This window comes from Paenarthrobacter sp. NPDC091711 (genome assembly GCF_044756605.1).
GTDB lineage: Bacteria > Actinomycetota > Actinomycetes > Actinomycetales > Micrococcaceae > Arthrobacter.
Genome location: NZ_JBIVTF010000001.1, coordinates 619594 through 640828, shown reverse-complemented (window position 1 = coordinate 640828; position 21235 = coordinate 619594). Strand labels below are relative to the sequence as shown.

At 60.2% G+C, this 21235-nt stretch carries 22 protein-coding genes and 2 pseudogenes; 15 read left to right on the top strand and 9 right to left on the bottom strand.

The genetic code is table 11. The features are described from left to right. Nucleotides 1-65 precede the first annotated feature (65 nt). A complete protein-coding gene (locus ACIQH5_RS02915) occupies nt 66-956 on the bottom strand; it encodes a LysR family transcriptional regulator (RefSeq protein ID WP_400400112.1) in 891 nt (296 codons plus the stop codon). 74 nt (nt 957-1030) lie between these two features. On the opposite strand from ACIQH5_RS02915, the gene ACIQH5_RS02910 reads away from it, so the two are divergent. From ACIQH5_RS02910 to ACIQH5_RS02875, 8 genes are all read left to right on the top strand, one after another. Beyond that, nucleotides 1031-1696 (top strand): RraA family protein, encoded by a 666-nt coding sequence (locus ACIQH5_RS02910; RefSeq protein WP_400400110.1) that lies wholly within the window; start codon nt 1031-1033, stop codon nt 1694-1696. Then, complete coding sequence (locus tag ACIQH5_RS02905) at nt 1696-2361, top strand: RraA family protein (protein WP_400400108.1); 666 nt, start codon at nt 1696-1698, stop codon at nt 2359-2361. The genes ACIQH5_RS02910 and ACIQH5_RS02905 overlap by 1 nt, the downstream gene beginning before the upstream one ends. Next, the gene (locus ACIQH5_RS02900) at nt 2358-2948 is read left to right on the top strand and encodes an RraA family protein (RefSeq protein WP_400400106.1); all 591 of its coding nucleotides are present in this window, start codon (nt 2358-2360) and stop codon (nt 2946-2948) included. Before ACIQH5_RS02905 ends, ACIQH5_RS02900 begins: the two co-directional genes overlap by 4 nt. Before the next feature lie 12 nt (nt 2949-2960). Then, nucleotides 2961-4121, top strand: coding sequence for a pyridoxal phosphate-dependent aminotransferase (locus ACIQH5_RS02895; RefSeq protein WP_400400104.1), 1161 nt, complete (start codon nt 2961-2963; stop codon nt 4119-4121). A gap of 66 nt (nt 4122-4187) precedes the next feature. Next, the gene (locus tag ACIQH5_RS02890) at nt 4188-5006 is read left to right on the top strand and encodes an alpha/beta fold hydrolase (protein ID WP_400400102.1); all 819 of its coding nucleotides are present in this window, start codon (nt 4188-4190) and stop codon (nt 5004-5006) included. Beyond that, nucleotides 5003-5266 (top strand): hypothetical protein, encoded by a 264-nt coding sequence (locus ACIQH5_RS02885; protein ID WP_400400100.1) that lies wholly within the window; start codon nt 5003-5005, stop codon nt 5264-5266. The genes ACIQH5_RS02890 and ACIQH5_RS02885 overlap by 4 nt, the downstream gene beginning before the upstream one ends. Nucleotides 5267-5348: 82 nt before the next feature. After that, nucleotides 5349-6923: an amino acid permease gene (locus tag ACIQH5_RS02880; protein WP_400400098.1), complete on the top strand. Its 1575-nt coding sequence runs from the start codon at nt 5349-5351 to the stop codon at nt 6921-6923. Further along, on the top strand, nt 6920-7135 hold the full coding sequence (locus tag ACIQH5_RS02875; RefSeq protein WP_400400096.1) for a hypothetical protein: 216 nt from the start codon (nt 6920-6922) through the stop codon (nt 7133-7135). Before ACIQH5_RS02880 ends, ACIQH5_RS02875 begins: the two co-directional genes overlap by 4 nt. Before the next feature lie 243 nt (nt 7136-7378). On the opposite strand, the gene ACIQH5_RS02870 is transcribed toward ACIQH5_RS02875, so the two are convergent. The 5 genes from ACIQH5_RS02870 to ACIQH5_RS02850 all read right to left on the bottom strand — a co-directional run bounded on the left by ACIQH5_RS02870 (nt 7379) and on the right by ACIQH5_RS02850 (nt 11343). Beyond that, on the bottom strand, nt 7379-7669 hold the full coding sequence (locus ACIQH5_RS02870) for a hypothetical protein (protein ID WP_091328045.1): 291 nt from the start codon (nt 7667-7669) through the stop codon (nt 7379-7381). Between the two features lie 62 nt (nt 7670-7731). Then, a complete protein-coding gene (locus ACIQH5_RS02865; RefSeq protein WP_091328043.1) occupies nt 7732-8370 on the bottom strand; it encodes a GntR family transcriptional regulator in 639 nt (212 codons plus the stop codon). An 80-nt stretch (nt 8371-8450) separates the two neighbouring features. Then, a complete protein-coding gene (locus ACIQH5_RS02860) occupies nt 8451-9080 on the bottom strand; it encodes a 4-carboxy-4-hydroxy-2-oxoadipate aldolase/oxaloacetate decarboxylase (RefSeq protein WP_091328041.1) in 630 nt (209 codons plus the stop codon). Next, on the bottom strand, nt 9077-10447 hold the full coding sequence (locus ACIQH5_RS02855) for an MFS transporter (RefSeq protein WP_400400093.1): 1371 nt from the start codon (nt 10445-10447) through the stop codon (nt 9077-9079). Before ACIQH5_RS02855 ends, ACIQH5_RS02860 begins: the two co-directional genes overlap by 4 nt. Beyond that, a complete protein-coding gene (locus ACIQH5_RS02850) occupies nt 10444-11343 on the bottom strand; it encodes an NAD(P)-binding domain-containing protein (protein ID WP_400400091.1) in 900 nt (299 codons plus the stop codon). The genes ACIQH5_RS02855 and ACIQH5_RS02850 overlap by 4 nt, the downstream gene beginning before the upstream one ends. Before the next feature lie 471 nt (nt 11344-11814). Here ACIQH5_RS02850 and ACIQH5_RS02845 point away from each other — a divergent pair. Beyond that, nucleotides 11815-12172, top strand: a pseudogene (locus tag ACIQH5_RS02845) (aldehyde dehydrogenase family protein); the annotation flags it as partial. 187 nt (nt 12173-12359) lie between these two features. Here ACIQH5_RS02845 and ACIQH5_RS02840 read toward each other — a convergent pair. The 3 genes and pseudogenes from ACIQH5_RS02840 to ACIQH5_RS02830 all read right to left on the bottom strand — a co-directional run. Further along, entirely contained in the window at nt 12360-13169 is an 810-nt protein-coding gene (locus ACIQH5_RS02840) for an alpha/beta fold hydrolase (protein ID WP_400400089.1), read from the bottom strand. Beyond that, on the bottom strand, nt 13169-13699 hold the full coding sequence (locus tag ACIQH5_RS02835) for an amidase family protein (protein ID WP_400400244.1): 531 nt from the start codon (nt 13697-13699) through the stop codon (nt 13169-13171). The genes ACIQH5_RS02840 and ACIQH5_RS02835 overlap by 1 nt, the downstream gene beginning before the upstream one ends. A gap of 153 nt (nt 13700-13852) precedes the next feature. Next, nucleotides 13853-14446 (bottom strand): annotated as a pseudogene (locus ACIQH5_RS02830) (amidase); the annotation flags it as partial. 197 nt (nt 14447-14643) lie between these two features. On the opposite strand from ACIQH5_RS02830, the gene ACIQH5_RS02825 reads away from it, so the two are divergent. From ACIQH5_RS02825 to ACIQH5_RS02800, 6 genes are all read left to right on the top strand, one after another. Beyond that, the gene (locus tag ACIQH5_RS02825) at nt 14644-15663 is read left to right on the top strand and encodes a LacI family DNA-binding transcriptional regulator (protein WP_400400087.1); all 1020 of its coding nucleotides are present in this window, start codon (nt 14644-14646) and stop codon (nt 15661-15663) included. Nucleotides 15664-15673: 10 nt separating this feature from the next. Beyond that, nucleotides 15674-16678: a response regulator transcription factor gene (locus tag ACIQH5_RS02820; protein ID WP_400400085.1), complete on the top strand. Its 1005-nt coding sequence runs from the start codon at nt 15674-15676 to the stop codon at nt 16676-16678. 132 nt (nt 16679-16810) lie between these two features. Further along, nucleotides 16811-17047 (top strand): hypothetical protein, encoded by a 237-nt coding sequence (locus ACIQH5_RS02815; protein ID WP_400400083.1) that lies wholly within the window; start codon nt 16811-16813, stop codon nt 17045-17047. Next, nucleotides 17047-18597, top strand: a complete 1551-nt coding sequence (locus ACIQH5_RS02810; RefSeq protein WP_400400081.1) for a sodium:solute symporter — start codon at nt 17047-17049, stop codon at nt 18595-18597. Before ACIQH5_RS02815 ends, ACIQH5_RS02810 begins: the two co-directional genes overlap by 1 nt. Before the next feature lie 73 nt (nt 18598-18670). Continuing rightward, nucleotides 18671-19558, top strand: coding sequence for an alpha/beta fold hydrolase (locus ACIQH5_RS02805; protein WP_400400079.1), 888 nt, complete (start codon nt 18671-18673; stop codon nt 19556-19558). A gap of 470 nt (nt 19559-20028) precedes the next feature. Next, nucleotides 20029-21003: a cyclase family protein gene (locus tag ACIQH5_RS02800; protein WP_400400077.1), complete on the top strand. Its 975-nt coding sequence runs from the start codon at nt 20029-20031 to the stop codon at nt 21001-21003. The last annotated feature ends 232 nt before the right edge of the window (nt 21004-21235 follow it).

Genomic DNA, 21235 nt, shown 5'->3' with positions numbered 1-21235 from the left:
GGCAACAACAAAAGCAGAGCGTACGACGGCGGGAACCTCCCGCCGTCGTACGCTCGCTGGTGCATCTAATCGCCGTCCGCGACACCCTGCGCGCACTCGATGAAATTGTCCGCGATGGTCTCCGACGTGCCTGCTCGGCCGACCAGCGACAGCTCCACGAGGTCCACTCGCTGCGACAATTCCCTTGCTATCAGTCCCCGCCGAGCCCCCAGAGATGAGCGTGGCACCAGAGTGACCCCCAGACCGCATCCGACCATAGCCAGTTGAGACTGGATGGAGTTCGCGATGTGCCTGGCCTGCGGACTGAATCCTGCCTGACGGCAGGCCGCTACCATTTCGTCGTGGTAATCCGGCGAGATCGCACGCGGAAGCCACACCCAGCTGTCGTCCCGGAACCTGGCTAGGTCCACCGCGCCCCCGTCGGCAGCCTGGGGATGCGTCACCGGGAGTGCAAGAACAAAACGGTCCCGCCGCAGGGGAACCGAACGCAGCCCCTTGTCAAAACCCGGTTGGCGGATGATGGCTACGTCGAGTTCCCGCCGAAGCAGCCGATCGCGTCCATGATGAGTGTCAATCTCCGATACTTCCAGCTCCACGTCCGGCCAAGCACCCCGGAATCTGTCCAGAACGTCGGGGAGCAGGCCGTCGAAAGCGGATGTCACCGAGCCCAGGCGCAACGTCCCGGCCATGCCGGACTTGGACCGCGCCGCAACGTCCTCTGCCCGCTCGGACGCCTGGACCAGCAAGCGGCATTCGTCCAGAAACAGCTTCCCCGCATCGGTGAGCAACACAGATCGGCTGGAACGGGTCAACAGGCTGGTTCCAAGCTGCCTTTCCAGCTGCAGGATGGCTTGACTAAGAGGTGGCTGGGACATCATGAGCCGTTCCGCGGCCCGCCCGAAATGCAGCTCCTCTGCCACGGCAACAAAGTACCGGGCTTGGCGTACCTCGATCATTGAGTCGCAAAACCTCTTCCACCTATAGCTAACCAGACCTTCACTATATCGATTGATGGCGGTCTACTGGAAGCATGACTTCCCAAACAACACTGCTGGAGCACTACTCAACGCTGGATTCAGCTGCTGTCTCCGATGCCCTCGACGCCCTGGGCTTGCCGCCGGGACAGGCAGGTTTCCTGCCCGTCTGGGGAACCCCAAAGATCGTCGGATTCGCTGTCACCGTTCAGCTGGAGCCTTACGTTCCCGGCCCTTCCGGTGCGCACATCGGCGCAACGGCCGTCTCGGCAGCCAATGACACCAACGTCATCGTCGTCGCCAATGACGGCCGCACCGACGTCTCCTGCTGGGGAGGGCTCCTCAGCCTCGGCGCCGCCCTGAACGGAGTCCGCGGCGTCGTCGCCGACGGCGCATCACGGGACGTTCACGAGGCCAGGGAGATGGGCTTCCCCGTCTTCGCCAAAGGCCGCATCCCGGCCACCGCCCGCGGCCGGCTCCAGCAACGCTCCACCGGCGAACCCGTCCAACTGGGCGAGGTGACAGTCACCCCCGGCGACCTTGTTCTCGCGGACGAAACCGGCGTCGTAGTTGTCCCCGCTACCCACATAGACGAGGTGCTCGAACGCGCCCAAGGCGTGGTCGCACGGGAGCAGGCCATCGCCGCCGACCTGCGGGCCGGCGTCGCACTTCACGAAGCCATGCGCGACGCGCGCCTGGCAGGAACCACAGAGGAACACTGATGAACACCACCACAGAAACGTCCGTCACCGAACGCCTGTCGGCTTTGCCGACGGCCTCGATCTCCGATGCCATGGACGCCCTCGGCCTGCACGGGACCTTGCACGGATTGTCCCCGCTGACCCATGACTTCCGCGCCACCGGACCGGCTTTCACCGTCCAGTACGCACCGGCAGGCGAAACCCGCGGCAGCGTGGGAGATTTCCTGGACGACGTACCAGCCGGATCAGTCATTGTCATCGACAATGAAGGACGAACCGACGTCACTGTCTGGGGCGGCATCATGACCGAGGTCGCCGCCGAACGCGGGATCGCCGGAACCGTCATCAACGGCGTCTGCCGGGACATCTCCACGTCGCTGCAGCAGAACTACCCGCTGTTCAGCCGCGGAAAGTTCATGCGCACCGGCAAGGACCGTGTCCAGCTGGTGGCCGTCCAGACCGAGGTGACCATCAACGATGTCACCATCTCACCTGCGGACATCATCTGCGCCGACGCGGACGGCGCGCTCTCTGTACCCAGCGCCCGCGCAGAAGAGGTCGCCGACCTGGCCGAAAAGATTGAAGAAACCGAAACCCGGATTGTCGCCTCAGTCAAGGCCGGTTCCACCCTGGTCCAGGCCCGCAAAGACCTCGGCTACCACGACCTCCAGTGGGGTAACAAGTGACCAATGCAGCCCGCGGACACTCCTCCGCCACCCTTTATGAAGCCTCCAAACTGCCCTGTGCCTGCGATCCCGGCCTCAAACCTGCCTGGCAGGGAGCCAAGGTCACCGGACCGGCATTCACCGTCCGAGGCATCGGCGGCGACAACCTCGCCCTGCACCACGCAGTCCTGAACGCACCCGCCGGCAGCGTCCTGGTGGTCGACATGCAGGGTGCCGAACACGGACATTGGGGTGAAATCCTCGCCGCCGCAGCCCAGCATCGCGGCATCGCCGGACTGGTCATCGACGGCGGCGTCCGCGACGTCGACGAAATGGCGCAGATGGACTTCCCGGTCTTCTCCCGCAGCGTCACCGTCGTCGGAACCGCCAAGGACTACGCAGGGGAATTCTCCTCCCCGGTCCGCGTGGGCGGCCTGACCGTCCGTGCCGGCGACTTGGTAGTCGGCGATTCCGACGGCGTGGTGGTAGTCCCGCGCGACGCCGTGGATTCAGTTTTGGACAAGGCAGACCAACGGGTGGCCGACGAGCAACGGATCCTTGACGAAATCCGACACGGTAAATCCACCCTCGAGTTGTACTCCTTTTAGACGGAAGAACACATGACAGTCACGTCCCAGCCACAGATGGGCGCTCCTGAACGGATCGCCGCCTCCAGCCGCCGCCCCGCCACCCTGGGCGCGGCAGCCCCTGGCACCATTTCACTCGCCATGGGGGAGCCGGACGCCGGTACCCCCACCGCGATTGTCGACAGTGCCGTCCGTTCCCTCGTTCAGGGACGGACCCGGTACTCGCCCATGACCGGAGCACCGGAACTGCGGGAGGTGCTCGCGCGGAAGATCTCTGCCGGGCACCCCCGCCCCACCACTGCGGGCGAGGTGGTACTCACGCATGGTGGCAGTGCGGGGCTTGCCGCGGCCATGCTCGCCCTGGTCCAGCCAGGGGATCGGGTTCTGATCCCGGAACCGACCTATTCCCTGTACGCCGACCACGCCGCCATGGTCGGCGCCGAAGTGGTCTGGATTCCAGCCCTCCCGGACGGTTCCCTCAACCTGGTGGTTCTCCGCAGGGAAGCTGCGTCGGCCCGGATGATGGTCCTGTGCAACCCAGGTAACCCCACCGGGCGTGTCTACCCTGCTGCTGACTTGGCCGGGGTCGGAGAGATCCTGGCAGATCACCCGGACCTGCTCCTGCTCTCCGACGAAGCGTACGGCAGCATTGTCTTCGACGAAGTCGAGTTCGTCTCTGCCCTTGACCTGGCGGAGGTTTCCGCCCAGGTGGTCTACTGCAGCACCCTGTCCAAAACCTATGCCATGACCGGATGGCGGCTCGGCTTCGTCGTGGCCCCTGTTCCCCTAGCCAACAAGATCAACTTGATCCACCGCACCATCAACGGACCGCTGAACACCTTCGTTCAGGATGCTGCCCTGACAGCCTTGGAAACACCGGACAAGGACCTCCTGACCATGACAGGTTCCTACCAGGAGCGACGAGACATGGTGATCAAGGCGCTCAACGGAATTCCCGGCGTCGAAATCCTCTCGCCCCAAGGCGCTTTCTACGCATTTCCCCGAATCACGACGACGTTGGGGTCGGACGAAATGGTGGCCCGGTTTGCCGAAGCCGGTGTCCTGGTGCGTTCGGGAAGCGAGTTCGGGCCCTCCGGACAAGGACATGTGAGGCTCTCCTTTGCCACAGACGCAGCGAGCCTGGATGAAGGCCTTCGCCGCTTCGCTGCAGCTGTCCGGGACTTCCCGCAATGACCAATACAGGCTACCTGCCGGCATGAGCGAATTAGAATCATTTCCCATACCTGATAGGAGGATTCCTTGCCTGGCCTGACCAAGCTCGAGCCTTTCACCCTTCCCCTCGACATCGACGGAGTCCGCGTCGAAGTTGCCGGCATGTACCGCGCCGGTACCGGCATCCCAATTGTCTTCCTCCACGGATTCGGGTCCACCAAAGAGGACTATGCCGACGTGATCCAACAGGCAGAGCTCGCCGACCGCCCTATCCTTGCCTACGACGCCCCCGGGTGTGGCGCGACCTTCTGCTCGGACCTGAACGCCATCTCCGTGCATTTTCTTGTCGCCGTCGCGAAAGAGGTCCTTGCCTCCCGAGGCATCGAGCGCTTTCATCTGGTAGGTCACTCCATGGGCGGTCTGACGGCCCTGCTCCTGGCAGACCAAGACCCAGCCCGCGTTGTGAGTTTCTCGGACATCGAGGGCAACGTGGCACCGGAAGACTGTTTCCTGAGCCGACAGATCATCAGCCACTCACATCCCGACCCGGAGGGATTCTTCAAGGACTTCCAGGAACGCGTGTGGAAATCCCGGTTCTACTCCAGCAGCCTCTACGCGGCGAGCCTTCCCCACAAAGTTCGCCCCGGAGCGGTTCGGCCGATCTTCGAGTCCATGGTGGAACTGTCCGACCATGGCGGCCTCATGGACCGATTCCTGGCCCTGCCGTTTCCCCGCATGTACATGTACGGCGTTCAGAACAACACCCTGAGCTATCTGCCACTGCTGGCCGAAAAGGGCATCGAACTGGCCGAAGTCCCGCGCAGCGGACACTTTCCCATGTACTCGAACGCCACCGAAATGTGGGACCGCCTCACAGCGTTCTTCCTCAGCAGCGAGCAGGCATGAAACGACGGGACACGCCCCAATTCATCCGGTACGACGATTGGACGGCCCTGATCGGCGGACACGTACAAATCCGCAAGCCCGGGGAACCCGTTCACTCCGGGATCGTGGACCACGCCATGGCCGATTCATCCACGCTCTGGCTAAGAAGCAACGGGGTCCAGCCCCGTCGGGCCTTCGTTCGCAAGGAAGGCTACGAGGTCTGGATCAGTCCCCGCGACCTGCAGTTCCGCCCGAACCCCGTGGCCAACGCCAGCATCTAGCCCTTGGGCCACCAGCCCGGGGCTCCGGGCAGTCTATTGTCAGCCGCACGACGACGTGCGGTTCGTTCCCATGGAGAAAAATATGCATACACCCGCACACGACCCCGCGGATGAACCGGAAAACGAACGCGAGCGCACGGGCGACGTTGCCTCAGCCGTCCGGGACTTCTCCAGTGAAGAACACGGCTATCACAAGTCACTGAAGCCGAGACAGATCCAAATGATTGCCATCGGCGGAGCCATTGGTACCGGTCTGTTCATGGGAGCCGGCGCCCGCCTCAACGGAAGCGGGCCGGCACTGGTCCTGGTCTATGCCGTCTGTGGATTCTTCGGCTTCCTGATCCTCCGGGCTTTGGGAGAGTTGGTCCTGCACCGGCCATCGTCCGGTTCGTTCGTTTCCTACGCCCGGGAGTTCTACGGCGAAAAGATGGCCTACGCGGCCGGTTGGCTCTACTTCCTGAACTGGGCCATGACCTCCATTGTCGACGTCACCGCGGCGGCCCTGTACCTGAAATTCTGGGCACCCTATTGGCCGCCGTTGCAGGAAACACCCCAGTGGCTATTGGCGCTGATCGCCTTGGTGGTGGTGCTGTCCCTGAACCTGGTTTCGGTGAAGCTTTTCGGTGAGATGGAGTTCTGGTTCGCACTGGTGAAAGTCCTTGCCTTGGTCACCTTCCTCGTGGTCGGCGTCGTCTTCCTCCTCAGCGGTGCCGCCACCGATGTCGGCCCCACAGGTTTGGTCCTGTTCGCAGACAACGGCGGGTTCTTCCCGAACGGCGGCATCGCGCCGCTCCTGGCCGCCAGCGGGGTCATCTTCGCCTACGCCGGCATCGAGCTGATCGGCACGGCCGCCGGTGAAACCAAGGAACCAGCCAAAGTCATGCCCAGGGCGATCAACAGTGTCGTCTTCCGGATCGCCGTGTTCTATGTCGGGTCCATCCTGCTGCTTTCCCTGCTTTTGCCTTTCACTGCTTACAAGGGCGGTGAGTCACCGTTTGTCACGTTCTTCTCGCACCTCGGCGACCCGCAAGCGGGTGCAACGGCCGCATCCATCATGAACTTCGTAGTGCTGACCTCGGCCCTGTCCAGCTTGAACGCAGGCCTCTACTCCACCGGCCGAATCCTGCGATCCATGGCCGTCAATGGATCCGCGCCACGATTCTCGGGCCGGATGAACAGCAAAGGTGTTCCGTACGGCGGCATCCTGTTCACCACGGTGGTGGCCCTGCTTGGCATCGGACTCAACGCCCTCGTACCATCACAAGCCTTCGAGATCGTCCTGGAGATCTCAGCGCTCGGAATCATCGGCTGCTGGGCCACCATCATCCTGTGCCAGATGAAACTTCACAGGCTCTCGCGGTCCGGCCTGATTACGCGCCCAAACTTTCGTTTGTTTGGGGCACCGTATACCTCTTACGTGACCTTGGCGTTCCTGCTCTTCGTGCTCGTCTCCATGGGCTTTTCCGATACGGGCCGCTGGGTCCTGGCCTCGTTGCTGGTGCTGATTCCGCTGTTGATCGGCGGGTGGTTTGCCGCCCGGGAGGGCATTGCCTCAGCGGCCAAGGAACGGGAAGGCTACACCGGGAGCCTTCCCGTGCTGGCGAACCGTCCAGCGATTGATCAAGGCCGGGCACCAGCGGGAAACAGTACGTCATGACATCGCGCTATCCAGGAGCTGCCACCGTTCCCGCCCTCGTTCTAACGGGCCATCACGCTCCTGTCAGCGGGTGGTGGCGGCCCGACGGCGAAACAGTCCCGTTCCGCTACGTACAGAAGGGTGACCTCATGCCGGGGGTCCGGGGGAGCAGCGTCAGCTGGAAACTGGAGTTGCGGACCAGCGAGACTTCCTCACAGCATCCCCTCGGCTGAGTGTTGTTTTCGAACCGCGCCCCTGCCACCAGTTGATGAAGCCGGTGATGGTGATGATGGGTGCTGTGGGATGCTTCTGCTGGATGCGCGTAGGAGTAATTATTGGGCCCATTAGATCCGTGACCATTGGGGTTCAGTTTCTGTCTGGGCGAAGAGGATGTGTTGCTGTGGGTCATCACGTGGCGGGAACGTGATCACGCTGGTCGGGCCGGACGTTCGGTGGCAGAGTGATGGGTCCTCCGGTCAGCGAGGCCTTGGCTGGACTTTTCCGAAGATGTGGCTGGTTGTCATTCGGTAGCTGAGTTCCCCGTCCATTTCCTGTGGGGTGACCCAGACCTGATGGCCGAGGCATGCTTCGAACATCTGTCGAGGCCCGTGCTGGTCGGCCGCGATCCAGAGGGCTGAGGAGTCGGGCATGGCGGCGTCGACGAAGCCGGTTCGCAGGATGCGGCCGTGGAGACGGATCTCCACGCGTGCTTTGGTCAATCGAGACCATTCGAAGTGTTTGTGGGATTCGGGCTGCTTCGATGTCATGAAGTTGCGGGCTTCCGGGTTGGCAGGATGGTTGAGTGCCCCTCTTGTGTGCCCGTGCCGTTTTAGCGTCTGCGGGTGAGGGCCGCATAGGAGGTGCGGAGGTGACCTTCCATCAGTGCCCGTGCGCGGTGTTCGTCGCGTTGGGTGATGGCGTCAACGATGAATCGGTGATCCTGCAAGCTGCGGTGAAGTTCGTCGGGGGAGTAGTACTGAAAAGATCCTGACATTAGCGGGGCAAGTGCGAGGTCTTTTGCGATGTTGAAGAGCCTGGGTGACGCTGCTGATTCGAGGATGAGCAGGTGGAGTTCGTGGTTTAGATCGGCGATCTCGGCACGGTATCCCTCGGGCCGGTTGCTGGCCAGTTGGTCCATGCGGTCGCACAGCCGGTTCAGATCTTCCAGGTGGGAGTCTGAGCGGCTGTGCGCTGCAAGGCCTGCGGCGTGGGATTCCAAAAGGGCACGGATGGACATTACCTCGGCAGCGTCGGCATTGGTCCACTCTGCTACGAATACTCCGCGGTTTGGTGAGACAACTACTAGGCCCTCGTCCGCGAGTTCTCTTAACACCGTTCGGATGGGGGTGCGGCTGAGGGAGTATTCGGCGCAGAGTCCGCGCTCGGTGAGGTGGCTTCCGGGCGGTAGTTTGCCTGTGGTGATCTTGGCGCGCAGATCCTCCAGAACGTCCTGTCGCTGCGTGTCCATGCCCTCCCCAAACTGATCGTGATCCCGGCTGGCCACGATGCTAGATGCTATTGATCAAGCCTAGTGTCATGGTGGCAGTGTTATGGCCGGGTGAGTCCGAGAAGGTCGAGCGTGCTGGCGCCTTCGCGGATCCGTGCGCGCATGGTCTCTTCTTTGAGTTCGCGTTGCTCGGAAGAAGCCAACGCGGTGTCCACGTCGTTTTGACCGACGCGGACGAGTCCGTCGGCGTCACCCACCAAGATGTCTCCCGGATTGATCAGAACCCCTCCGATGGTGACGGGAACATTGACCCGGCCCTTTTGCACCTTCGTGGTTTTGCGGATGCACACTCCCCGGGTGAAGACGGGGAAGCCGGAGGCGATGATTTCCTGGCTGTCGCGGACTGCGCCGTCGATGACGAGTGCGGCGACGCCGCGCTCCTGGGCGGCGAGGGTCAGGACGTCGCCCCAGGGGCCAGCCTGAACGTATCCCTTGGCGTCGACTACGAGGATGTCTCCTTCTCCAGCTTCGAGGAGTGCGACGTGTATGAACCAGTTGTCGCCCGGTTCAAGGTCAACGGTGACCACTCGGCCAGCGACCCGGGAGGTTGGGTCCAGGGGTTTGATGGCGGGGTCGATGGCGTCACGCTGTCCGTTTGCTTCGTAGACGGTAGCTGCGCCAAGTCCAGCGAGCTTGGTCATGCGCGGGTCTGTGGTTTGGTTGAGGATCATTTGGTATCTCCTGTGGTGACGAGTTGTGCCTTGGCGTCGGCTTCTTCTTCTGCGATCCGTGCTGTGGCTTCGGCCTGCTTGACGAATTTCAAGCCGACCACCATCGCTGCGGCGATGAGGCACGTGGCACTGACCATGGCCAGCCCCCAGTTATTGCTACCGGTGGAGTCCTTGAGGGCGCCGAAGGCGAACGGTCCTATGAATCCACCAAGGTTCGCAAGGGAGTTGATCGCTGCAAGTCCGACGGCTGCTGACTGACCGGTAAGGAACAGGGAGGGCAAGGACCAGAACGGGCCGTAGGTGGCGTAGACGGCGACGGTGATGACGGTCAGCAGAACGATGGACAAGATAAGGTTGTTCACCGCGAAAGGCATGAGCGCCAGGCCACCGCCTGCGGCAATGAGGGGGATACCGACGTGCCAGCGGCGTTCGCGCTTCTTGTCTGAGTGCCGTGCCCAGTAGACCATGACAATTGCGGCGATGCCGTAGGGCACGGCGTTGATGTAACCGACGGCGGTGTTGCTGAGCTGAGTTGATGCGGCGGCGATGATCTGCGGGGTGAAGAAGGCTAGGACGTAGATGGCCACGGATTTGCTGTAGTAGATCAGCGACAATGCTAGGACACGTCCGCCAGCGAGGCTGCGCCAGAAGGAGACATGGCCGTGGCGCTGGACCTTGGCGTCCCGCTCTGCCTGGAGGGTTGTTTCCAGCCACGCCTTCTCTTCGGTAGTGAGCCATTTGGCCTTGGCGGGGGCATCGACCAGGACGAAGAGTGTGACAGCTGCCAGGATGACGGCAGGGGCACCTTGGAGGATGAAGACCCAGCGCCAGCTCTCCATTCCGGCCCAGTGGACATTGTCGAGGATGAGTCCGGACAAGGGAGCCGCGATGACGGTGGCGAGGGGCAGTGCGATCATGAACAGCGCGACTACGCGGGCGCGTTCACGCTCGGGGAACCAGAAGGACAGGTAAAGGATGACGCAGGGGAAGAACCCTGCCTCAGCGACCCCGAGGAGTGTCCGGATAATCGCCAGCTGAGTGAAGTCCTGTACGAATCCGCAGGCCACCGCAACGATGCCCCAAGAAACGAGGATCCGTGCGATCCAGCGGCGTGCACCGACCTTGCGCATGAGGATGTTGCTGGGTACTTCGAAGAGGAAGTATCCGATGGAGAACAGCCCTGCGGCGAGACCGAACTGGGCTGTGGTGATGCCGAGGTCGGCGTTCATCTCCTTGGCTACGAAGCCTACGTTGGCGCGGTCGATGAACGCGATGATGTAGAGGATGACCAACAGTGGCAGGATGCGGTATTTGATCTTGCGGACGGTGGCGTCTCCGACGCGGGGGCGCGCGGTTGAGGTGCTCATGCCAGCACCTCCTGCGTGGATGTCGTTGCTGTTGTGGACTGGGCCAGGGAGTCCAGCCAGTCCATTGAGTCTTCAAAGGTGGAGCCGCTGGGGCCGCCGGTGGCCTTCAGGTTGTCGGCGGTGACCGCGTACTTGGCGGCCACGTGGCCGGTCAGTTCTGCCGGATATCCCGCGCGGTCGAGCTGTGCTGCGGATTCGAGCACCTCAGCGTGACGGCGGACCGAGTGGCCAGGGTGTGTGGCGACCATGCTCTTAAGCAAATCCGTGAATGGTGCTTGGTCCACGTCGCTCAGAACGGTGCACAGCTGGTCAAAGACGCCATAGGACCGGGCCGCAGGGAAGGCCTCGACGGCCAGTGCTTCCAGTCCCTTCATGATTACCGAACGCAGCAGTTTCACCGTTACGGCGTCTCCCGGTGTGCTGCCCGGGAGAACCCGCACGGGGGCGCCGGCGTCCCGGAGCAATTCCTCGGCAGCGGGGTTGGGCTGACCGGCATAAAGCAGCGGTGTGCGTACCCCGTTCAGGGCCACCGCTCCAGTAATTGCAATGTCGACGTAGTCGATGCCCGCAGCAGATGCCAAGGCCGCGGCTTCCCGCTTCGCCTGGGCTGCCGCCGTCGTCATATCAATGATTGTGGCACCCGCGTTGAGGTGCTGCACCAATGGTCCAGCAACTAACGGGAGCACCGACCCGGGAACGCAGACCAGAACAATGTCCTGATCAGTGATCCATTCTGAAACTACCGGGCGGATTGGAACCCCGGAGTTAGCAGACCAACTCGAGGCAGCCGCAGGTGGCTGCGGGTCCGAGAGTGAAATTGTGTGGGACGAGTGCGCGTTGAGCGCCTCAGCCCAGCACAGGCCGACTTGGCCAGAACCGATAATTGTGGTTTTCAAGACTGACTCCTTCGTCGCGGTGTCTCTGTGATCCAGAATACAAGATAAGTACCATTAAGCAACATCACGGTCTAAAAATGCCGAACCTAGACTATTTGGTATCTAAATGGTTCTGAGTGGTTGTCCGTCGGGAGGCTGCTGCTGCGTGGCGGTGAAGCAAGGGAAGTGCCCGACGCTGTGGCTGTTGAGTGCTGACAGCAGGCGGCAGCGCGTGCGGCGGGCTAGCCTTGCTCCAGGTGAGGGGGTGCGTGCACGAAGGGGGTTCCAATGCCGCCGTTTCAGCCGGCGAAGTGGACTGCTGCTCTATTGCGTGTGTGTGTTCACGAAAATGCGTGGATAGGTTCGCATTGGCAGCATCTGGTCTTGCGCTAGCCCCGACTGCAGTCCGGCCAACGCCATGAAGCAACGGGATGGGGGTATGAACCCTGTCCACACTCTCCACCCCGGACTGGCCCGTACACCCACCGAACTGGCCCGGATTCTTTCGAGCCAACAGTTCTGGATCGGCTCAGTCCCAACTCGGCTCTGATGTCCGAAGAGATCTTCGGGCCGGTCATTGGCATCATCCGATTCACCAATGAGGAGGAAGCAGTCAAAATCGCCAATGACACAGACTACGGGCTGGTCAGCTATGTGTTCAGGGAGAACGTTCATCGCGCCCAGCGCATGATTGAAAGCTGCAGACGGGAATGATGGGTTCGAACACTGGTCTCATCTCCAACGCCGCGGCACCATTTGGCGGTATAAAGCTGTCAGGTATCGGCGGGAAGGCGGTTTTGAGGGCATCAGCGAGTTCCTCTCAACCAAATACACCCTTATTCCGCGCTGATGAATGCCCCTAAACCGATCTCTGGGGGCTCGTCGATAGCCACTGAAACTGACTGAAAGCGAGGGCCTTCACGTTCCCGTGCCGGGACGTGAGGGCCCTCGCTTTCTTTCCCACCGTGCATGCCAAACGGTCTGCGCAGGAGCAGGATCACGATTGGACTTGGTGTTTTCGTTAGTGCAATAGCGCACTAGTTGGAATGCTGGGACTGGTTGTGCTTCAAGACTGCTTGCGTGAGGTGCTCAGCCAGAAGGCCGGGTGCCTCGCTGTGGGCCAAGTGACCCTGATTTGCCAGGCGAACGACCTCGGCTTGGGGAAGGGCTTGAGAGAAGGCGGTGAAAGCGACACCGTATGGCGGCTTCCCCTCGTTGCGTTCGCCAAGCATCAGGGTGACTGGAGCCGTGATTTCGCTGTAGCTGGAGAGGGCTGCAACATGGTCATTTATAGCAGTCAGCTCATCAGCCAGGGGGTGAACAAGAGGACGGAGGACAGGCCAAATCGGGTCCGCGCGCAGTGCTGCCATATATTCGGCGGAGTAACCCGCCATGACCCGCTTGACCACCTCGACGGCGCCGTCCAGGTCTCCCTTCCCGAGAGCAAGACGTAGCGGTTCAAGGGCATTCGATCCGAAGGGGCTGGAGACGGGCTCATACGCGATGACAGAGCGCAGGTTGCGTCGCTCTGTCGCCGTTTCCAAAGCAATAAGTCCGCCATAGCTCCAGCCGAACAGGTGGACGTCCTCCTGGAGGGTGTCAAGGATGTAGTGCAAATCGTCAATTTCAGTCCGGACCGAGTAGCCACGACCTGTCGGGCCGCTGGGCAGCCGCCCGCGGCGGTTGATGACCAGTATCGGGTTAGTCAAGTTCAATGCATCGGCGACTGGGCGCCAGGTATACGCATCGGACATCACGCCTGGAACTACCACGACGGGCTGTCCGCTGCCTTCTCGTAGCTCGGCAGTCAGGGTCGTTCCGTCACGGTTGAAGCTAAGGGTCCGCATCAGTTTCCTTTCGTCGGGTTCTGGGCCTCTTGTAGCTCCCTTGCCACTCTCAAGAGCTGCGCTTCAGCTCCAGGCGGGCCTACGAGTTGAAGAGAGGTAGGTAGTCCAGCGACTGGGGCCGCTGGGATGGAGATGGCCGGGAGACCTAAAACGCTCCATGGGCTTGTAAGTGAGAGAAGAGCTTTTCGGGTCTCGACGCTGGTCCCGTTGATGTCCTCGATGCGGCTATCCAGCTGGGGTGGGGACAACGGTATCGTCGGAAGTGCCAGAAGCCCGTAGCGCTTCAACAGCTGCTGGATACTTTGCCGGGCACTGTGCCTAAGCTCAAGGGCCTTACTGTACTCCCACCCGAAGATATCGCCTCCGGCGAGCAATCGCGCAAGCACCTCGGGGTCGTAAAGTTCGGGAGCGTTGGATATCAGTTGAGTATGTTGGGCGTATGCCTCACTGCCTTGGATGATCCCGTATGCCTCTCTTAGGTCCCTGGCTTCCAGGACGTCGGCTTCTCCGGTGAGAAGTTGATCGACCATGCTTCGGACGGCACTTGTGATTGAAGGCTGCGTCGGAAATATCGAATCCGGTTCGATCCATCCGATACCCGGGGCCAGCGCAACATTCTGAGTGCCTCTCAGTGCGGTCCACAGCAGGAGACAGTCGGCGGCAGTGCGGGCCAGCAAGCCTATGGTGTCCAGAGTTGGTGACAAGGGCACCATCCCGCCAATGGGCAAAGCTCCATGGGTTGGCTTGAGCCCTACAATGCCGCAGCAAGCCGCCGGGATACGAGCGGATCCGCCGGTGTCGGTACCGAGCGCCAATGGAATGATTCCGGCGGCAACCGCGGCAGCGGACCCGCTGCTCGAACCACCAGCCATGTGGTCTGTATCGTGAGGGTTACGCGTAGGGCCGGAGGCCGAGCGATCTCCGGTAGGCCCGTTCGCAAATTCGTGCGTCGTGGTCTTCCCGATAATGATCGCCCCTGCCTGGACGAGCCGTTCAACGCATTCGGCGTTCGTACGGGCAATGTGGTCATTTCGGTGGCGCGAACCTGCGGTTGTGGGCATTCCCCGGACGTCGATGACGTCTTTGATGGCAACAGGAATGCCGTGCAACGGCCCTCGATCGATGCCAGAGGCCAGCTCAGTGCGGGCCCTCGCCGCCGCCGCACGGGCGCCGTTTTCATCGAACGAGACGAACGCGTTGATTGAAGGCTGCCACCGGTGGGCCTCCTGTAAGGCAATGTCCACAAGGTCTGTTGGCGCCGTAATCCCTCTGCGCATCATGGCGGCGAGCTCGGAAACACCAATGTTGGCGAAAAACCCCGCTCCTGGGGGATTCTTCAGGCGTGCATCGGGAGATCGCATACGTCCCTCTTCGAATTCGGTGGTGTTGGTTGAACTGCATATAACCATACCCAATCGTTTGGGACAATCGTTTGGTAAGATTTGTACTCAACTCACAGAGGGAGTTTTCAACGATGCCAGGTAGATATAAAAGCAGCTCGGTCACGCTGAAGACGATTGCGCAGGCGGCGGGGCTCGACGTCTCGACTGTGTCGAGGGTCCTCAGCGGATCTCCTGATGAGGTTGCGCGGGCGGCATCGCCGACGACAGCCGCAGCCGTTCGCGACTGGGCACAGCGACTGGGTTATCAGCCCAACCCGCACGCTAAGAGCCTGCGAACAGCACGGAGCAATCTGATCGGAGTGCTGGTTCCCCGTTTGTCCGACATGGTGCTCGCCACCATCTACGAAGGGGTGGAAGAGGCATGCGCCCGCAACGGACTGGCCACGTTCGTAATGAACACTTATGACCGCCCCACGGAACAGCGCGCCAAGATTGATTTGGCATTGTCCCGCCACGTCGACGGCCTTATCCTCGGCGATGCGCACCGAGACGCAGTTGTGCTGGACGAACTGGCGGCGCGGGAGGTGCCGTTCGTGCTTGTGAGCCGCTACGCGTCCAAGTATCCATCCGTGACATGTGATGACTACCTGGGAGGGTGCCTCGTTGCCAAGCACTTCCTGGAGCTCGGGCACGAGAAGGTCGGCGTAGTCGCTGGTGAACCCTTCGCCAGTACAGGCGTGGACCGGAGCAATGGCTTTATTGACACTTATCAGAAGGCGGGCTTCGAGGCGCTGGCCGTGAACTCCTCCTTCGATGCGAGAGGCGGACATGAGGCAGCGGAATACCTTCTCAAGCAAGCCCCTGAATTGACAGGCATCTTTGCTGTCAATGACTTCGCCGCTATCGGTGTTCTGGGCGCTGTCCGCGATGCGGGCCTGCGCCCCGGCAGGGATATTGCCGTGGCGGGTTACAACGACACTCAGCTTGCAGCCGAGTTGCCGTTGCCCTTGACCAGTGTGCGCTCACCACTGCACACCATGGGTACCCGGGCGCTGGAGCTGCTCGTATCAGTTCTCAGTGGAAAGAATCCGTCCTCTGAGCGCTTGGCCCCGGAGCTGGTCATCCGGGAATCAACACTTTCTCCTGATTAGGAACAGTTCGATGCGCCCCTATCCCACAATAAAAGCCCCGCTTGCAACAACACCTGTCATCCTTGAGCGGGCAGAGCAAGTTACCAGGCTCCTGCGCGACTTGGTGAGGTGCGATGCTGTGTTGCTGTCGGCGTCGGCCCCCTCGGGAGAACGCCCTCAACACCAACAGCTGGCCTCAGACGGCTATGCACCTGATGCGGTATCTCAACTGCTTGAGAACTTCATCCCGGAAACCAATAATCCTGGATTCAGTGTGGTGCGAAACCGAGTACGTCAGGCTCTTCGATGGGCAGACTTGGATCGTGACTGGGACGTTCATTTTGCGTTCACACCCCTGGCCGAAGATTATCTGCGGCCGGCGGGCTTCCACGAAGGCATATCTGCAAGCCTTTGGTTGCCCGGTGGACACCATGTGGGAGCCATCCACATGAACTGGGCAACGGCACGGTCTGCAACAGATGAAACCAAGAGAGTTGTCGAACAGTTCCTTCCCGTGCTTGCCGCCGCATGTGACCGATCGCAACCACACCGGGTCCTGGCCGAGGAATTGCACGGCGACGCTAATGTTGCGGTGATTGGTGCAGGCCTTGACCAAGCCATTACCGGCCGCGAAGTAGGGAAGACCCTCCTATCGGACGGACCATTGTGGCCATTACTTCTGCCTCTCGCTCTACACGGAGACAACAGCTACATCTGGATTGACGACCGGGGGGGGTGCCACAGAATCAGCATCACGCGGTGCATACAGAACACTGCCCTTGTGGCGGAACGCGAAGTGTTACCGCCCTATGGACTAACCCCCAGAGAGCTTCAGATCGTCACACTACTTGCTGATGGCATCAGCAACCCTGAGATAGCCGATCACCTGGTAGTTAGCAGGCGAACGGTCTCAACTCACGTCGAACACATCCTGGCAAAGCTTGGGGTTTCATCCCGTGCTGAAGCGGCCGCTCTTGTCAGCCGCGAGGGGCTACGACTCATTCAAGCAGCCCCTAGACGTTCGCCTGTCACGTAGCAGTGAGCCTTAGGTGACTCCTCCTGAGGCGGAAAAGATACGTCACGTGACCGATAACACTCAGGACGAGGCTTCCCTAGGCTGGGATTTGTCAACGATGACACCCCCAAACATAGTCCTAAGTGAGGCATCATGGAACGCGCAGAGATTCACAGGCGGTCCTCTACTAATCTTCTTTTCGGCACGCTGTTCACCCTGATTTTCGTGCTGGCCTTGGCGCCGCCGCTGTACATTGCACTTTCTGAAGAACACGCGCTGGTTGCCGGCGTGCCCGGCTCCATCTGGTATCTCCTCTTGGTTTCAGCCGCACCCATCCTGGTGGGTTACGGGCTGTGGCGCGTTGAGGGACGACGCGGGGAGTTGGACTGATGCTGATCACTTTCGGAGTCCTCGCAGCATTCTTTTTGCTTATCGTCCTCGTGCTGCACAAGTCCAAGCAAAACCGCAGCGTCTCAAGCTTCAGCAGCTATGCGGTGGGCGAGAGATCGTTCTCCAGCTGGTTCGTTTCAATGGCTTACACCAATTCTTGGTGGCCCGGCTCCACATTCACGGCAGTCTTTGGATTTGCCGTCATCAGTGGTGTCATTGGACTCTATTTCCTCGTCTACTCCACCTTGGGCGTTCTCGCCATGTACTTCATAGCTCGACCGGTGTGGAAATGGGGAAAACAGTTCGACTTGCGCACTCAGTCAGACCTGTTGTCGCTGCGCTACAACAGCCCTGGCCTGAAACTGCTTAGCAGCGCCATCAGCGTTGTTGCACTACTTCCTTGGCTGATCCTCGGACTCATTGCCATGGGCGCGGTCATCCAATGGGCTTCTCTGGGAAACCTCTCCTTCGAAGTCTCGATCCTAATCGGCATCGCAGTGCTCGTAGTTCGCCAGTTCTGGACTGTGCAAATGGGCATGCGTGGACTGATCGTCACCGACATGGTCCAGGGGATCGTGGCATACATCGGTTCTGCCGTTCTGTGCTTGGGCCTGCTGATCTTCTACTTCGGCGGCTTGTCCAATCTTGAACAGCTCACCACCGCGCAGCTCAGCCTCCCAGGCTATGGTTCAGAAAGCGGCGAATGGTTCTATTTCGGAATCGTCGCTTCAGGGATCATCGGCAGCTTGTGCTGGCCCATGATTTTCACCCGGATTTATACAGCCGGGAGTGTGCGGGAAGTTAAGAAGGGCTCCCTCCAAGCCATGGTGATCGGGTTTGTTTTCTTTGTGTTGCTTATGGCTGTCGCACTTTGCGCCGCGCCCATGTCTCTTGCATCGGCGGATCCGTTGTCGGCATTCTTCGCTCTCACTCAAGACGCTGGTGGAACGTGGCTGCTTGCCTTTGCGTTGCTCATAGTTTTTGCGGCCAGCATGGGATTTGTTGACGGGGTCACACAGTCTCTTGGGACGCAGGTTGCCAACGACATAGTCGGTGTGATTCGGCCTCTGAGCGATAAGCAGGAACTTTATCTGGCCAAAGGATCCATGGCTGGCGCCGCCATCATTGCAGCAGTCATCGCAAATCAAATCTACGGGTGGTCAAACCTGGCCGGAGTGGCCCAGCTTGCCTACCAGGCGATCATCCAGCTGGCTGTCCCGATCTTCGGTGGACTGATCTGGCGCCGCGGAAACAAGGATGGAGCCATCGCGGGGCTTCTTATCGGCACAGTGATAGCACTGGCCCTGACCATTCCGTACATGCACACAGGAGGCGCAATTCCCTGGCTCGGAGGGTTTGGAGCAGGTTTGGTTGGGTTGATCGTCAATCTGATTGTTTACGTCCTGGTCAGTTTCACCCGTCGAAGCAGCGACGCGGAGCTGGCCAGAGTCGGCAGCCTTTTCCGTGCCGCCCGGGCCCGAACCGAAGTGACAGAGGAAACTTCTGCACTGACAGATGCGGAATCGGTACCGAGCCAAGAACCAGCATGACATCCCGTATCACTGGCACGGGGCACCGTCTCCGGCCAACGGGTCTAACAACAGGAAAGAAAGTGATAGGCAGATGAGAAAGATCGAGCAGACCGTAAGCGTCCCGCACCTTGGCGGATCAGTGGTTGGATACACACTGAGCGGTCAATACCATCCGGAACTACCCACATTGGTGCTGATCAATTCCTACACCACATCGGCTGAGCTCTATAGGCCCCAGTTCGCCAACGCCGCTCTTACATCGGCTGTAAACCTCCTGGCACTTGAACCCTACGGCCACGGCCGTACACGAGCGTCCTACCAGCACTTCACGTACTGGGACAGCGCAGTTGCCAACCTGCAGGCCCTTGCTGCGTTAGGTATTGACAAGGCCTTCGTGCTGGGGACGTCACAGGGTGGATGGATAGCCGCCCGCATGGCGTTGTTGGCACCGGAACTAGTCCGGGGAATCATTCCGCTGGGCTCGTCCATGGACTCAGAGACTCTCCATAGCCGGCAGCTCGGATGTTGGGATGCCCCGGAATTTTGCACGCCCTTCATCGAGGCCTTCGCAGATCCGGTACCGGACGAATGGGTGGTACCGGAGCAGTTCGTCGATGACACTTTTGACGCGGCTCTGGGCGGACTCTCAGCTGACGAACGCGAATTTTGGCTTGCTACCTACCGTGCTAACTACTCCGGAGACGGAGGTCGCCGACGGCTGTTGCTCAGCACCATTAACCTCAGGGATCGCGACGGGCTTCATGGACGACTGCGTGACATTAGTTCACCCGTGCTGTGGTTGCACGGTTCAGAGGACAAGGTCTATTCCGTGGCCAACGCAGAAAAAGAAATAACTATGTTCACTGGTTCGCCGGAGGTCCGGCTGGAGGTCATCGAAGGCGGCCATCACTTCCTGAGTGCGTCAAAGCCCGCCGAGGTTGACTCAGCAGTTCTTGAGTTCATCAAAAGCTGGTCCTAAACACATCAGTGGGCCAGGCCATCGCGCCTGCCCACTGATGTAATTTTGCTCGAGAGATGGCCGTAGGCAGCTTCAATCCTGACTGATCAGTACGAGCTGACCGTCAGAGGAGCCAGCGGCCGCCACTGAAATCGGATCGACCGTCATGGAAACCAACAATAGACTCCCGGATGAGCACTCAACCGGGGACCACCATGTTTGCCAATTGGACTTTGACGATTGGGTACATCTCAACGAGGGCGACAGGGTGCTCGTCCAGGTCCCTGGGTCGCCGCTCCTAAGAGCCACAGTCGAAAATATAGGTGATGATGCCACGTATTTTTGGTTATGGATCGACGGGTACGGCCGCAAAATGACCTTTGATGGAGACGGTTCTTCGATTTTCAAGTTGCCTGAATCCAGCTCGCAGACAACTAAGAATCTCTTCCGCAATTAGTGCATAAGACCCGAGTAACCGAAAGGAGTTAGTGATGACTGAGGTTCAGGAAACCCCGGGCACGCCCACAATGCATGAGCTACTACGTGATTCACCGAAGAATTGGGGCAAGTGGGGACCCAACGATGAAGTTGGCTCATTGAATTACCTTACCGTTGAAGAAGCGCGGCGCGGTGCGGCGGAAATCCGCTCCGGGAAGAGTTTTACTCTGGCCATTCCGATTGGCAATCCAGAAGGTGATCCAATCTGGCCGGGCCGAAAAGCCGCGGTGAGGACTAACGTCATGGATCGGGGCGATTTCCTCAGTGGAACAGGGCCCAGCTTCAATGGCGACGTTGAATATGCCGATGATGTGATCACGATGTACCTTCAGGGAACCAGCCAGTACGACGCTTTGGGGCACATGTGGTACGGCGAAGAGATTTACAATGGGTTTGCAGCCGAGACAACAATCGGGAGCCTGAAGAAGGCCAGCATCTTCCCCATAGCAGAACGCGGAATCGTGGGAAGGGGCATCCTCGTCGACATGGCGCGCTTTCGGGGCAAACCGGCATTGGAAAGAGGCGAAACCTTCTCTTACGAGGACCTGATGGCTGCTGCATCAGCGCAGGGTGTCACCATCGAGAAACGCGACATACTTCTTATTCGCACAGGGTGGATCGGCTCCTATTACAAAACGGAGGAAACGGAGTTCTACCGTGACTTCCTAGAACCTGGGCTGACCTACTCCCCGCAGCTAGTGGAGTGGTTCCGAGATATGGAAATACCCAACCTAGTCACTGATACCATCGGCAACGAGGTCACCCGCGACCCGGTCAGCGGAGTTGACCTTCCGCTCCACAATGCGCTCATGCGAAACCTCGGCATCGCATTTACGGAAATTATCGCCTTGGATAAACTTGCCGATGATTGCTCCTCTGACGGGCAATGGACCTTCCTCTACACCGCCGCTCCTATGAAGATCGTGGGCGGCTCGGGTGCACCGGTCAACCCAGTTGTTATTAAGTAGCTCTTCAACCCGCGTTGTGGCCGCACTCGAAGAGTCGGACCCGTTGCAGAGTGAGACGACTGAGACTTCATGACCCGCCAGCGCCGATATTGGACGCTATGGGGGACTGTCCGGAAGGGCTTGGTCATGCTCCTTGGTGCCGCTTTGGCCATGTACAGATGAAGGAGGTGCTCCCACTGTGTCGAGTTATTCAGCGTTCTGTAGGGAAGAGTGCCGTCGCGTGCGGGGTGTT